Below are 14,823 nucleotides of genomic sequence, written 5' to 3' on the forward strand. Positions count from 1 at the left end.
GACGGATTCGTTGTGAAGACCCCTCCCGACAGGGGGGAGGGGTTAACTCGCAGCGCCTTTGCCGCATTTATTCGTTCACGAGGTTGCGGCAACCTAGCCCCCTCCCCTTGTGGGGAGGGTTGGGGAGGGTCTTCGCCGCAAAAAGAAATAGCAGGGCATGCAGATGGATCGCTTCGACTACATCATCATTGGTGCCGGCAGTGCCGGCTGCGTGCTTGCCAACCGGCTGTCGGCGGATCGCAACAACAGGGTCCTGCTTTTGGAGGCGGGCGGTAGCGACAATTACCACTGGATCCACATCCCGGTCGGCTATCTCTATTGCATCAACAATCCCCGCACCGACTGGTGCTTCACCACCGCGCCGGAAGCGGGGCTGAACGGCCGGTCGCTGAACTATCCGCGCGGCAAGGTGCTCGGCGGCTGCTCTTCGATCAACGGCATGATCTATATGCGCGGCCAGGCACGGGATTACGATCTCTGGCGGCAGCTCGGCTGCACCGGCTGGGGCTGGGACGATGTGCTGCCCTATTTCGTGAAATCCGAAGATCATTACAGGGGCAAGGACGAGATGCATGGCGCCGGCGGCGAATGGCGGGTCGAAAAGGCTCGGGTGCGCTGGGCCGTGCTCGATGCCTTCCAGGCGGCCGCCCGCGAAGCCGGCATTCCCGAGACGGCGGATTTCAATCGCGGCAACAATGAAGGTTCCGGCTATTTCGATGTCAACCAGCGCGCAGGCATCCGCTGGAACACTGCCAAGGCCTTCCTGCGGCCGGCGCTGAAGCAGGGCAATCTCACCGTGCTGACCAAGGCGCAGGTCCGTCGGTTGCTGGTCGAGGATGATGCCGTTACCGGTGTCGAGTTCCAGCATGACGGCATGACCAAGCGCGCCTATGCCGACAAAGAAACGATCCTGTCCGCCGGCGCGATCGGCTCGCCGCAGATCCTCGAACTATCCGGCCTCGGTCGCGGCGAGGTGTTGAGCGAGGCCGGCATCAAGGTGGTGCGGGAGGTCAAGGCGATTGGCGAGAACCTGCAGGATCATTTGCAACTGCGCATGGCCTACAAGGTGACCGGCGTGCCGACACTGAACGAGAAGGCGACGAAGTTCTTCGGTAAAGCGGCGATCGGGCTGGAATATCTCGTGCGCCGCTCCGGACCGATGGCGATGGCGCCGAGCCAGCTTGGCATATTCACCCGCTCCGGCCCGGACAAGGAAACGCCGGACCTGCAATATCATGTGCAGCCGGTCTCGCTCGACAAGTTCGGCGATCCCGTCCATCCCTTTCCGGCGATCACCGCCAGCGTCTGCAATCTGAGGCCCGAGAGCCGGGGTTCCGTGCATATCCGCAGCCCCGAATTCACGGCTCAGCCGGTGATCAGCCCCAACTATCTCTCCGCATCGCGCGACCGCGAAATCGCCGTGCGCTCCATCCGCCTGACACGGCGGATCGTGGAGCAGCCGTCTTTCGCCAAGTTCAAGCCGGAAGAATTCAAGCCCGGCCCGTCCTATCAGACCGATGCCGATCTCGAGCGCGCCGCCGGCGATATCGGCACGACGATCTTTCATCCGGTCGGCACCTGCCGCATGGGCGGCGATCCGCAAAGCGTAGTCGATCCGCGCTTGCGGTTGCGGGCACTGGCAAGACTTCGGATCGCCGACGCCTCCGTCATGCCGTCGATTACATCGGGTAACACCAATTCCCCAACCATCATGATTGCTGAGAAAGCGGCGGAGATGATCCTTGCCGACAACCGCTGAGTGCCTATTGATGGGTAGAGGCAGGATAGGGAGTTTCGAATGGGCAGCATAGACGAGGTCATCATCGGACGTCAGGGATCGGCGGGTTTCATCCGCCTTAATCGGCCACAGGCGCTGAACAGCTTGACGCTGCCGATGATCCGGGTGATTGCGTCGGCGCTTACCGATTTCGCCGCCGATCCTTCCATCACTAGCGTCATCATCAGGGGCGAAGGGGATCGCGCCTTCTGCGCCGGCGGCGATATCCGCCTGCTGCACGAAAGCGGCAAGCGAGGCTCCGCAGACGCCGAGACCTTCTGGCGAGAGGAATTCCGCCTGAACCACGCCATTGCCCGCTATCCCAAACCCTATGTGGCGCTGATGGACGGCATCACCATGGGCGGCGGTGTCGGGCTGTCCTCCCATGGCAGCCACCGCGTCGTCACTGAGCGTACCAAACTCGCCATGCCGGAAACCGGCATCGGCTATTTTCCCGATGTCGGCGCTACCTGGCTTTTGCCAAGAGCGCCTGGCGAAGCCGGCACATGGATGGGCCTGACGGGCCTTGCCATCCATGCCGCTGACGCGATCCACGCGCAGTTGGCCGATCATTTCGTTGCCTCTTCCGATCTCTCCGCATTGATCGAGGCGATCGGCGCTCTACCCGTTGCCGCGTCGCCGGCCGATGTGCATGGGGTGATTGCGGGCATGGCGACCGCTGCCGGCGAAAGCCGCCTGGCTATCCACCGGGATATGATCGATCGGGCGCTGGCATATGATACCGTCGAGGACATTCAGGAGGCGCTGGCGCGAGAGGCGGGTGATTTCGCCGCCGAGACTCTGCAGATCATCGGGACGCGTTCGCCGACCAGCCTGAAACTGACGTTGCGGCTGCTGCGCGCCGGGCGCAACAGCGCAAACCTCGCCGAATGCCTGGATCGTGAACTCGGCGCCTGCCTGCGGATATTGTATAATCCCGATTTTTACGAAGGCGTCCGTGCTGCTGTCATCGACAAGGACCGTAATCCGAAATGGTCGCCGGCAAGCCTTGCCGGGGTCGACGATGTCGCCATCGATCGCTTCTTCGTGCCGGCGCAACCGCCACTTTTCGCGATGTAAAGAGAATGGGAGGAAAGCATCATGACACGGATCGCATTCATCGGGCTTGGTAATATGGGTGGTCCAATGGCCGCCAATCTGGTCAAGGCCGGCCATGACGTCATAGGCTTCGATCTCTCCCATGATATGCTGAAGGCCGCCGAGGCGACGGGCGTGAAGGCCGCTAATGTGCTGACGGAGGCTTTGGCCGATACGGAAGCCGTCATCACCATGTTGCCGAAGGGGCAGCATGTGCTGACGGTCTGGACCGACATCTTGCGCTCCGTACCGAAGGGCACTCTGCTGATTGACAGCTCGACTATCGATGTGGACAGCGCTCGCAAAGCCCATGCTATGGCTGGCGATGCCGGCTGCCTGTCGCTCGATGCCCCGGTCTCGGGCGGCACCGGTGGCGCTGCCGCCGGTACGCTCACCTTTATGGCCGGCGGCTCATCGGAAAGTTTTGCAGGTGCCAAACCGCTGCTGGAAGTCATGGGCCGGAAGCTCGTCCACTGCGGCGACGCAGGCGCCGGGCAGGCGGCGAAGATCTGCAACAACATGATCCTCGGCATTTCCATGATCGGCGTCTGCGAGGCCTTCGTGCTCGGCGAAAAGCTCGGCCTCTCGCACCAAGCTCTCTTCGACGTCGCCTCGACCTCCTCTGGACAATGCTGGTCGATCAATACTTATTGCCCGGTGCCAGGCCCCGTGCCGACTTCGCCGGCTAACAACGACTACAAGCCCGGCTTCATGGCGGCACTGATGCTGAAGGACCTACGGCTTGCGCAGGAGGCGGCCTTGTCGAGCGGCGCATCCACGCCTCTAGGCGCGGAAGCGGCACAGCTTTATGCGCTCTTCGAAAAGCTCGGCAACGGCGGACGGGACTTTTCGGCGATCATCGAGATGTTTCGGGAAGCTGGCTGAGGATTGCTGGATTGTTAATCGGGTACAAGGCTGCCCCTCATCCGACTCCCCCCGGCGAGTGCAGGAATTGCACATGAGATGAGGTCGTTGCCGCGCAACTCCTTCTCCCCGAGGGGAGAAGGAAATCACGGTGCTGGCGTGCCCCATACGCAATTGCGCTGCACTCAAGGGGCTTTACCGAAACAGCGGGCCCCCAACGAATGTCCCAATTCACCGCCACATGCCGCGCATGCGCGCCCCGACATCGACGCGCACCTGCCTCGCCCTAATGGCGGCGGCGCTTTCGCCTCGGGCCTGTGGCCAGCCGCAGACTTCGAAAAACTGCAGCAATGTCGCGGGGATGAAGCGCGTGCGGGAAGCGAAGACGTGTTTGTCGCCTTGCGCATGCTGACCGTGCACGAAGAAGCGTTGCGGAATGACGAGATCGAGATTGTCCTTCGCCCGTGTCATAGCGACATAGAGCAGCCGCCGTTCCTCCTCGATCTCGGAGGATGAGCCGACCGCGAGATCCGCCGGAATGCAGCCATCGACGGCGTTGAGGACAAACACCTTCGTCCATTCCTGACCCTTGGCGGAATGGATGGTCGAGAGGATGAGATAGTCCTCGTCGAGCAGCGGCACGCCGGCCTGGTCGCTGGTGGCGTCGGGTGGGTCGAGCGTGAGCTCCGTGAGGAAGCGCTCCCGCGAGCCATAGCCGCCGGCGATCTGTTCGAGTTGGATCAAGTCCGCCTGGCGCGTCGCCGCATCCTCGTGCGCTCGCTCCAGATGCGGTTCGTACCATTGCCGCACGAGGTCGATTTCCGCCGGCCATCCCGCCTTGCCGCTCTTCAGCGCCTGCATGGTCGCAACGAAAGCCGTCCAGTCCTCGCCCGAGCGTGGCGGTGCCGGAAAATCGGCAAGGGCCGCCATCGGACTGGCCTGTTCCCCGATATGATCGAGCACGCGCTGGGCAGTCGAAGGGCCGACGCCCGGCAAAAGCTGCATCAGCCGGAAGCCCGCAACGCGATCGCGCGGGTTCTGGGCAAAGCGCAAGGCGGCGAGCATGTCTTTCACATGGGCGCTGTCGAGAAACTTCAGCCCGCCGAATTTGACAAAGGGAATGTTGCGGCGAGTAAGCTCGACTTCCAATGGCCCGCTATGATGCGAGGCGCGGAAAAGCACGGCCTGCTGCTTGAGCTTCGCGCCGCTCTCCCGATTTTCCAGCACCTGGTCGGCGACATAGCGCGCCTGATCGCTTTCGTCGCGCACGGTGACCAGCCGCGGACGCTCGGCGCTCTGGCGTTCGGTGCGCAGGTTCTTGGTGAAACGCTCGGAAGCAAGATCGATCACCGCATTGGCAGCAGCCAGGATCGGCTGTGTCGAGCGGTAATTGCGATCGAGCGTGACGATGTCGGCGGCGGGGGTAAAGGAGGTCGGGAAGTCGAGGATGTTGCGCACCGTGGCCGCGCGGAAGGAATAGATCGATTGCGCATCGTCGCCGACGACGGTCAGTCCCTGGCCGTCGGGCTTCAGCGCCAGCAGGATCGACGACTGCAGTCGGTTGGTATCCTGATATTCGTCGACCAGCACATGGTCGAAGCGGCCGCCGATATCTTCGGCGATCAGTGGCTCGTGCAGCATATGCGCCCAATAGAGCAGCAGATCGTCGTAATCGAGCACATTCTGCGCCTGCTTGGCCTCGACATAGGCCGCGAAGAGATCACGTAACTGCTTGTCCCAGGCGGCGCACCAGGGGAAGAAATCGCGTAGCATCTCTTCGAGCGGCGCTTCCGAATTGACAGCACGGGAATAGATGGAGAGGCAAGTCGCCTTGGTCGGAAAGCGATTTTCCAGCTTGGAGAAGCCGAGTTCGTGGCGCACGAGGTTCATCAGGTCGGCGCTGTCTTCGCGGTCGTGGATCGTGAAGGCCGGGTCGAGGCCGATCTGTTCGGCATAATCGCGCAGGAGCCGTGCGCCGATGCCATGAAATGTGCCGGTCCAGGCGAGCGCGTCGGCCATGATGCCTGCATTGGCACCAAGCACATCGCGGCAGATGCGCTCGACGCGGCGACCCATTTCGGCCGCCGCCCGCCGGGAAAATGTCATCAGCAGGATGCGGCGGGGATCGGCGCCTTTGACGATGAGGTGTGCGACGCGATGGGCGAGCGTATTGGTCTTGCCGGAGCCTGCGCCTGCGATCACCAGCAGCGGCCCGGCGATATGGCTGCCTTCGACTGTCGTGCCGTGCTCCACCGCCAGCCGCTGCTCCGGGTTCAGCTTTTCCAGATAGGCAGCAGTCATGGGCTCTCCTGAAGGCTTCGGACGGCAGGCGTGTGAACACGGAATCGGTGACGAATCATGTGCGCAATAATATCCGAATGTTCGATGAATGTTCCGAATTGGCTAAAACTGTCAAGCTCGGCCGGATCCGCACAGAGATGTGACCCTCCGGTCATGAATTTGGTTCAGATTTAACGAACATCGGCTCGAAAAAAGCCGTTGGGGTACTTATTTACCATTGTGACACATGATTTTGGGGTTTCGGCGCGCTGCGTGAGGGTTCCCGACCATGAACGAGACGATCGCCACCGGATTGCGCCAGCCTGAAGGGCCGGTAGCCCTGACGGATGGACGTATCGCGCTTGTGGAGACCGATGAGAGCCGCCGTTGCCTGGCAATGGTCGCGGCCGGTATTCGCCGCGAAGTCTGCCGGCCCGGCGGCCGGCCGACCGGGCTGGCGATCGACGGCGATCATTGTTTCTGGGTGGCGGGGGGTCCCGAAAACTCCCTTGTTCGGGTCTCCCCGGAAGGCCGCACGCTGCAGGTGATCGAAGGCGGCAAGGACGGCCCGTTTCTTTATCCAAACGACCTCGCTTTCGGCCCGGACGGTCTGCTCTACATGACCGATTCCGGCGTTCGTATCTCCGATTTGCTCGACGGCCCCGACATCAACCCCGATTTCTTCCAGGCACCGTATAACGGCCGTATCTACCAGATCGATCCGGCGGAAGGCCGGGTGCAGCGCGTGCTGGCGACCGGCTTGCTCTATGCCAACGGCATCGCGTTCGGGCCGGACGGATTGCTCTACTACAGCGAGACGCTGACCGGAAAAATCTTTCGTCAGATCGTCGGCGGACGGCAGGAATTGTTTGCACAGGTAATGCCGGCACCCGCCGTCAAGGTGCTGCGCGGACCGGCCGGCATGGCTTTCGATAGCAATGGCACGCTCTATTGCGCGGTCTACGGACAGGGCGAGATCTGCCTCATCGATCCCACCGGAAAGATCGCCGGCCGCATCCGCACCAATGGCACGCGGCCAGGCAATATCGCTTTCACCCTCGATGGCAAATATGCGCTGATCACAGAGCAGGAAAACGGTGTTTTGGAGAGAATAACGGCACCGCGTCCAGGGCTGCCGCTGTACATGCCGTCCATCTGATCTGGAGGCAGATGGACATGCCCGAGAGCCGGGCATGTCCTCATTGATATCAGCCGCTGCTTATTCGGCGGCGGGGATCTGCTTGTTGTCCTTGTTGTCCTTGTCGGACTTGTCGTCCGGCGTGGCGTCGTTGGCGACCGCCTTGGCATGGCGGCGGCGCCAATCGCCGAGGAACAGCAGGATCGGAGCGGCGATAAAGACCGACGAGGCGCCGGCGACGAGGATGCCGAACACCATCGGGATCGCGAAGCTAGAGACGGCGCTGCCGCCCCAGATCGCCATCGGCACCAGCGCCAGGAAGGCGGTGGCGTTGGTATAGAGGCTTCGCGCCAGGGTCTCGTTGATCGACTTGTCGATAATCTCGCGCAGCGGCATCGACTTATAGAGCCGCATGTTTTCACGCATACGGTCATAGACCACGACCTTGTCGTTCACCGAGTAACCGACCAGCGTCAGGATCGCGGCGATGGCCGTCAGGTTGAAATCGAGGCCGGTGATCGCGAAGAAGCCGATCGCCTTGGTGACGTCGAGTATCAGAGTGACGATGGCGCCGACCGCGAACGGCCATTCGAACCGCACCCAGATGTAGACGAGCATCGCCAGGCTGGCGATCACGACCGACAGGATGCCGGCCCAAGCAAGCTCGCCCGAGACCTTCGGACCGATGACATCCGTGCCTTCGATGGTCGCGGTTGGGTCGATCTTGATGATTTCTGCCTTAAGCTTGGTGACCGCGGCTGTCTGGGCCTCTTCGCCGCCGTCCTGGCGCTGGGCGCGGACAAGGAGGCTGCTGTTGTCGCCGAAGGACTGCAGTGCAATTTCGCCGAGGCCGAGCGTGTTCAGGCCCGCGCGGAACGTAGACAAATCGGCCGCGTCCTTGGTCCTGACCGACATCTGGATGCCGCCGCGGAAATCGACGCCGTAGTTGAGGCCCGGATGGATGAACAGGACCACCGAGGCGATAGACAGGATCGCCGAGACGGTGACGCCAAAGAAGCGGGCCTTCATGAACTGGATGTGCTTGTCATAGGGGCTGAAGGGGATCAACGGCCTGATGTTGAGCACCTTCAGCTTGCGGCGACGGGTGATGGCGATCATCACGACGCGCACGAAGGCGACGGAGGTGAACATCGAGATGATGAGGCCGAGACCCATGGTCACGGCAAAGCCGCGAACCGGGCCGGAGCCGAAGTAGAACAGGATGGCGGCGGCGATCAGGGCCGTCATGTTGCCGTCGATAATCGTCGAATAAGCCTTCTTGAAGCCGTTATCGATGGCGGCGAAGGCGCCGCGGCCCTTGCGCGTTTCTTCGCGGATGCGCTCGTTGATGAGAACGTTGGCATCAACCGCAAGGCCGATACCGAGGACGACGCCAGCGATGCCGGGCAGCGTCAGCGTGGCGCCGACAAGCGTCAGGGCCGAGAACGTCAGGATCGTGTGGATGAGCAGTGCGAAATTCGCGAGAATCCCCCAGGCGCCGTAGAGCACGAAGATGAAGCCGGCAACCAAGACGAAGCCGACCAGGCCGCTATAGATACCCTTCTGGATCGCGTCTGCACCGAGGTCGGCGCCAACAGTGCGTTCTTCGATGACGGTGAGCTTGGCCGGCAGGGCGCCGGCGCGCAGCAGCGCTGCTAGCGTCGTCGCGCTTTCAGCCGTGAAATTGCCGGAAATCTGGCCTGAACCGCCGGTAATCGGCTCGCGAATATTCGGCGCGCTCAGCACCTTGTTGTCGAGCACGATGGCGAAAGGCTTGCCGACATTCTCGCGGGTGATTTCCGCAAAGCGGTTGGCACCGGCGCTGTCGAAGCGGAAGGTGACGAGCGGCTCGTGCGTGTTCGGATCGAAGCTGACGCGGGCGTCGGTGAGACGGTCGCCGGCGAGCTCGATGCGATCGAGAACCGGATAGCTGTTGCCCTGATCGTCCTTCAGGATGGAAACGCCGGGGCCGGGATTCTTCGGATCGACATTCTCGGCGAGCAGATGGAAGGACATCTTCGCGGTCGAGCCGAGCAGTTCGCGCAGGCGCGAGGGATCCTGTGCGCCTGGAAGCTGCACGAGGACGCGATTGGGACCGACGCGCTGGATGGTCGGCTCGGCGACGCCCACCTGGTCAACGCGCTTGCGGATGACTTCCAGGCTCTGCTGGACGGCGGAATCGACGTTGGCGGCGATGCCGGCCGGCGAGAAGGACATGGCAATCGTGCCGCCATTCGGCGTGATCGTCAGATCGGACTGGCCGGCGGAAAGGCCTGACGAGATCGTGTTGGCGAGGGTGCGCAACTGCGTCACCGCATCGTTGCTCTGCGCCGGATCGGTCAGCGTCACGACGATCTGGTCACCATTGCGGACGATCGAACGGGTCGGGATGTTCTTGTCGCGCAGGACACGGCGCGAGTCCTGCAGCAGCGATTGCAGCCGGCCATTGGTCAGGTCCTTCTCATCGACTTCGAGGACGAGGTAGGAGCCGCCACGAAGGTCGAGGCCGAGGGCGACCTGGCTGTGCGGCAGCCAGGTCGGCATTTTGCTCAAGACCGACTGCGGCAGCACGTTCGGCAGGGCGATGAAAAGGCCAAGCACGATGATCACCGTATAGGTGAACACCAGCCATGGTGAGGTGCGCATGAGTATTATCCTTGGAAATACACTGATACCAGCGGAGCCTGCCGCTGGCGAATGTGAGGTCATGTCGAAAATGCGCCGTCAGGCGCGTGAACCGGTTAGACGAAAGCGGTCGGCGGAGCGCGGGCGAGATAGGCGCGGAAAGCAAGCGAGTCATGCCGCGCGAGTTCGCCGCGGTCGTGCGACTGCCCCGGATTGCTGAGCAGTCCAAGCGACGGAAGAGGCGTAAGCGTTGCCGGTCCGATATCGTGCCAGGTGGCTTTCGGCGTGACCGTACGGTCGGCGACGACTGTGCCGCGCACGGGATCGCGCAGGGCGAGATAGAGCGGTTGCGTGTCCTTGCCGGAGGAGAAAGCTTCCGCATCCGCCCGCGCGGCAAGATTGATGCCGCCGCCGAGCGCCAGTCCGAGGTAGGCGAAGAAGGCGACGAACAGCGAGGCGATCACGCGCGCTCCGGCGCGGTGCGTCATCCTGCTATCGTTCTCTTCGCTGTCGGCGGCGCCGAATTCGAAAGGGTTCAACGGTTAAAAGGGCCTTCATTCCTTTGCCGGAGCGGATTCCAGCGGTTCGGTCATGATATCAGGACGCTGCGCGTCTTCATAGTGCGGCCTGTCATGATGCACTTGCGCCAGCCGGTCAACCATCCCCAGTGCAATTTCCCGCTCTCCCATGATCACCGTATCGGCGCCATATTGCTTGAGCACGTCGACCTCGGCATCGGAATGGGCGCGGGCGACGATCAGGATCGATGGATTGACGGCGCGCGCCTGCTCGGCGGCGCTGCACGCTTCGAAGGTATTCGGAATGGCAATGATCAGGCTGCGCGCAGCGGAAATATTGGCATATGCCAGAACTTCCGGGGAGGCAGCGTTGCCGTAGATCGCCTCGATTCCTTGCCGCGCGAGGTCGCCGATTCGCTTGTCGGAATCTTCGATGACCACAAAGGGCGTATCGGAAGATCTAAGCTTCTCCCCGACGATGCTGCCGACGCGGCCATAGCCGATCAGCACCACATGGCCGGTCAGCGTAACGGCATGCAGTTCCTCGTCGGCATCATGGGCCACTGTCTGAACGGCGGAGGCAGACGCGGCTTCGCCCGGCGTCGGTTGCTCTGCCTGGGTGGCCGGCCCCGTGCCTTCACGCACTTCGCCGTGCGGCTTGGTTTCCTGAATCTTCCGCAGCCAGTCGCAAGCAATGAAGACAAGCGGGTTGAGAATGATCGAGATGATCGCGCCGCCGAGGATCAGGTCGCGGCCCTCGGCCGGCAGCAGACCGAGATCGGAGCCGAGCGCGGCGAGGATAAAGGAGAATTCGCCGATCTGCGCCAGGCTGGCGGAGATGGTCAGCGCCGTGCTCATCGGCTTGCGGAAGGCAAGTACGATGAAGAAGGCGGCGACGGACTTGCCGATGACGATGATGAAGATAGTCGCCAGCAGCGGCAGCGGATTGTCGATCAGGATGTTCGGGTCGAACAGCATGCCGACCGAGACGAAGAACAGTACGGAGAAGGCATCGCGCAGCGGCAGGCTTTCCTGCGCGGCCCGGTGGCTGAGTTCGCTTTCCGAGAGGATCATGCCGGCGAAGAAGGCACCGAGCGCCAACGACACGCCGAAGAGCTTCGCAGCCCCGAATGCGACGCCGAGCGCAATGGCGAGGACACCAAGGCGAAAGAGCTCACGCGAGCCGGTATGGGCGATGCGGTGCAGGATCCACGGAATGATCCGCCGGCCAAAGACCAGCATCAGGCCGACGAAGGCCGCGACCTTCGGCAGCGTCATGCCGATGATCCCGGTGAGCCCGAGATCGAGGCCAAGCAGCCTGTTGAGACCGGCCGATAGAGGCTCGGCAGCACCATGACCGTCGGCGGAGATGCTGGCGGCGGCCGGAATGAGCACGAGGGCCAGTACCATGGCCAGATCCCCGACGATCAGCCAGCCGACCGCGATCTTGCCGCGCTCGCTCTCGATCAGCCGCCGCTCCTGCATGGCTTTCAAGAGAACGACCGTCGAGGCGACGGAGAGCGCGAGGCCGAAGACCAGACTGCCGCCAAGCGGCCAGCCCATCAATGTGCCGAGCCCCCAGCCGAGCAGGGTGGCGAAGGCGATCTGGACGATCGCGCCGGGAACGGCAATGCCGCGGACCGACAGCAGGTCCTTCAGCGAAAAATGCAGGCCGACCCCGAACATCAACAGGATGACGCCGATTTCGGCAAGTTCCGGTGCAAGGCTCTGGTCGGCAACGAAGCCCGGCGTGTGCGGGCCTGCGAGCACGCCGGCGATGAGATAGCCGACGAGCGGCGGCAGTTTGAAGCGATTGGCGATGGCGCCGAAGATGAATGCCAGCACAAGGCCCATGACGATGGTCGAAATCAAGGGCGTGTCGTGTGGCATCGCTGTCTCCTTCGATACTGGAAATCCTGTGCGGTTTATGACATATTTGGCTTAAGTTGACCAATATGAGCAGTTTTCAATCATGAATCAAGGCGGCAACCCAACGATTCTGACTCCCGCACTCTGTCGCGCGGCGCGCGGGCTGCTCGACTGGACACAGTTGGATGCAGCCGAGAGAGCCGGCGTTTCACGGAGCACGATCCGCGACTACGAGGGCGGGCGCCACGACATTCACCGGGCGACCGAGGCGCAACTGCGTCTGGCATTCGAAGAGGGTGGAGTCATCTTCGCGAAAATACAGGAATTTGGTTGGGGCGTCTGCCTCCGCCCGGCTTCCGACCGCGGTTAGAGCGGTCCAGCGTTTTACGGGAACGCTTTCCCGCTCTAACTATTTGTTTTACGCAATTCCGGACGGAAAACCGCGCACTTTTCCTGAAATTGCTCTAAGATTTCGGCGCCAGGCAGCTCGGCGAGAGATGATACGCGTAGAGCGTTCTGCCTTTCATGTTGCCGAAGTCCGGCGACCAGCTTTTGATGAGTTCCGATTTGCCCGCAGTGCAATCGAACCGTTCGTCGTCGATATAAAGCACATCATCGGTCACTGCCGATGGCAGCGAGAAATTCTGCTCGTAATAGCTCTTCGGGAAACCGCCGGAGTTGCGGGCATAGATATGATAGGGCTTGCCCTTCAGCGTATAGAAGAGATCGGCGAGAATATCGCGGTTATCGGCAACGATGGTTGAGACATTCGCCTGGGCGGCGATGTCGGCGATCTCCAAGCTGATGGCGCTGCGGCCGACATAGCGCTTCATGACCAGATCGCCGTTCGGCTGCTTGATGTCATAGGCAAACACGGTCAGAACCGGCAGCAGGAACGCGACCACTGAGCCGATGATCAGCGAGACGGCAAGCCCCTTCTTCGTCAGGCGATAGAGCAGCCAGACGGCAAGGATGGTGCCGGCGGAATAGGCGGTAACTGCCCAATTGGCATAGGCCTTGGCAAACAGGGCCTGCAGCGTAATCAATGCTATGACCGGGATCGAGAGCCAAACAAGCAGCTTTTCCCTGTCGTCGCTTTGACCGCGGATCATCCGCCATGCGGCCCAGAGCATGCCGTAGAAAATGACAGGACCGACAACGCCGAATTGCGCGCCGAGGAATCCGAGCGCGCCGAGCAGATGCTTCATAAAACCGCCGCCGTTTCCTTCGCCGTTCCAGTGGGCAATGCTTTCGGTATGGCGCACCGTCGCCGCATCATGGGCGAAATTCCACCAGAGATTCGGGGAAACGACGATCGCGCCGGCGATGGCGGCGATAAGCACGTCCCGCCAGGCAATGCGTGCCGAACGCAGTGTCAGCATGGCAAGGCCGACGCCCGGCAGTAGGAAAAGCACCGAATATTTCGTCAGGAAGGCGATCCCGAGGCTGACGCCGAGGATCACCGCCTCGATGATCGAGGAGCGCTTGGTAAGGCCGAGAAAAGCCCAGATGGCAATGGTGACGAACAGGATTTGGATCGTGTCTGTCGACATCAGCACGGCCGAAAGCGAGGCTGCCGGCAGGGTGACGAAGATCACGCCGACCCAAGGCTCGATCTCCCGCCCGGCTTCCCCTTCGATCAGCCGCCGCGTCGTGCGCATCAGCATCAGGGCAGTGGCGAGATGGAAGAGAGGCGCGGAAACGCGGATCCAGAAGGTCGAGTCCGACCCCGATATCGCATTGAAGAAGCGAACGACCCAGGCGATGACCGGCGGCTTGGAATAATAACCGAAGTCGAGGTTCTGGCCCCAGAACCAATATTGCGCCTCGTCGACGAAGAGATCCGTCCTATTGAAGACCAGCATCACCACGCGCCAAAGCGTGACGCCGAAGATGATTGCAAGAGCAAGCCGCAGTGAAAGTGTCTGGTGGCTCGTTTCGGAATAGGTGGTGTCGGACATCAACAGGTCGATCTCGGTGCCGGGTCGTCAGGCTTCATACGGAACTATCGAGCCCGACGCTAGCTCTGGCAGAGAGACGATGGCAAAAACGCAGGCCCATGCCGCATGTAAAGCGTCTTTAGAAGAGATTTGTGTCGCCTATAGGCGGGATTCTCAGAGCACGCGCGGAGCGCTTTTGCTGCGTGCCTCTTCGATGAGGCTTAGGAACACGAAGGCAGCAAGCGTCATACCGGCCGTCAGCGAAGCAGTCAAACCAAGAACAATCATTGCTCTCTCCGTATCGACATCGAAGGTGTCTCTACTTAGCGGTTTAGAATATGGAGCTTGCCTGTGACTTGTGGTGACTGTGGTTTTTACTCAAAACGACCGCCGACAGAAATCGAACCGCAGATAGTTTAAATCAAAACGGGATAGCTGCCTGGACTTATTAACCTTCAAGCAAGGAATTAACCATAAACATTGGACTCGCACGTCGGAATGGGAAAACTGTCACTCGTTCTCACCAGGCATGAAGCCGCCCCGTCGTACCGGGTCAGATCCGGTATCCATGTCATCAAACGGTCCGAACAGGTTTTGATGAACGAGCGAGCTTCAGCGTCCCGGTCGATAAACCGGCGGCGACGTGCACCTGTCCTCGTCTCTTCATCGCGTCTGAGCCGGATCATTCAGTGGTTTCGCCGGCATTATTTACGC

The 14,823-nt window shown here is 61.6% G+C and carries 10 protein-coding genes; 5 read left to right on the forward strand and 5 right to left on the reverse strand.

Annotated features, from left to right (window positions below):
* Window positions 1-163: 163 nt before the first annotated feature.
* The 3 genes from QA646_RS00945 to mmsB are packed head-to-tail and all read left to right on the forward strand — an operon-like array spanning window position 164 to window position 3,760.
* Window positions 164-1,759 (forward strand): GMC family oxidoreductase, encoded by a 1,596-nt coding sequence (locus tag QA646_RS00945; protein ID WP_283058931.1) that lies wholly within the window; start codon window positions 164-166, stop codon window positions 1,757-1,759.
* 39 nt (window positions 1,760-1,798) lie between these two features.
* A complete protein-coding gene (locus QA646_RS00950) occupies window positions 1,799-2,857 on the forward strand; it encodes an enoyl-CoA hydratase/isomerase family protein (protein ID WP_283057071.1) in 1,059 nt (352 codons plus the stop codon).
* A gap of 21 nt (window positions 2,858-2,878) precedes the next feature.
* The gene (mmsB, locus tag QA646_RS00955; protein ID WP_283057072.1) at window positions 2,879-3,760 is read left to right on the forward strand and encodes a 3-hydroxyisobutyrate dehydrogenase; all 882 of its coding nucleotides are present in this window, start codon (window positions 2,879-2,881) and stop codon (window positions 3,758-3,760) included.
* 210 nt (window positions 3,761-3,970) lie between these two features.
* On the opposite strand, the gene QA646_RS00960 is transcribed toward mmsB, so the two are convergent.
* Window positions 3,971-6,040, reverse strand: coding sequence for an ATP-dependent helicase (locus QA646_RS00960; RefSeq protein ID WP_283057073.1), 2,070 nt, complete (start codon window positions 6,038-6,040; stop codon window positions 3,971-3,973).
* Window positions 6,041-6,308: 268 nt separating this feature from the next.
* Between QA646_RS00960 and QA646_RS00965 the strand changes: the two genes are divergently transcribed.
* The gene (locus QA646_RS00965; protein WP_283057074.1) at window positions 6,309-7,178 is read left to right on the forward strand and encodes an SMP-30/gluconolactonase/LRE family protein; all 870 of its coding nucleotides are present in this window, start codon (window positions 6,309-6,311) and stop codon (window positions 7,176-7,178) included.
* Window positions 7,179-7,238: 60 nt separating this feature from the next.
* Here QA646_RS00965 and secD read toward each other — a convergent pair whose 3' ends face one another.
* From secD to QA646_RS00980, 3 genes are all read right to left on the reverse strand, one after another.
* The gene (gene secD / locus QA646_RS00970; RefSeq protein ID WP_283057075.1) at window positions 7,239-9,803 is read right to left on the reverse strand and encodes a protein translocase subunit SecD; all 2,565 of its coding nucleotides are present in this window, start codon (window positions 9,801-9,803) and stop codon (window positions 7,239-7,241) included.
* 95 nt (window positions 9,804-9,898) lie between these two features.
* Window positions 9,899-10,270: a hypothetical protein gene (locus tag QA646_RS00975; RefSeq protein WP_283057077.1), complete on the reverse strand. Its 372-nt coding sequence runs from the start codon at window positions 10,268-10,270 to the stop codon at window positions 9,899-9,901.
* Between the two features lie 66 nt (window positions 10,271-10,336).
* On the reverse strand, window positions 10,337-12,190 hold the full coding sequence (locus QA646_RS00980) for a cation:proton antiporter (protein ID WP_283057078.1): 1,854 nt from the start codon (window positions 12,188-12,190) through the stop codon (window positions 10,337-10,339).
* Between the two features lie 82 nt (window positions 12,191-12,272).
* Here QA646_RS00980 and QA646_RS00985 point away from each other — a divergent pair, with 82 nt between their 5' ends.
* Entirely contained in the window at window positions 12,273-12,539 is a 267-nt protein-coding gene (locus tag QA646_RS00985; RefSeq protein WP_283057079.1) for a helix-turn-helix transcriptional regulator, read from the forward strand.
* Window positions 12,540-12,633: 94 nt separating this feature from the next.
* Here QA646_RS00985 and QA646_RS00990 read toward each other — a convergent pair whose 3' ends face one another.
* A complete protein-coding gene (locus QA646_RS00990; RefSeq protein ID WP_283057080.1) occupies window positions 12,634-14,130 on the reverse strand; it encodes a glycosyltransferase family 39 protein in 1,497 nt (498 codons plus the stop codon).
* Between the last annotated feature and the right edge of the window lie 693 nt (window positions 14,131-14,823).

The organism is Rhizobium sp. CB3090, from assembly GCF_029714285.1.
GTDB lineage: Bacteria > Pseudomonadota > Alphaproteobacteria > Rhizobiales > Rhizobiaceae > Rhizobium.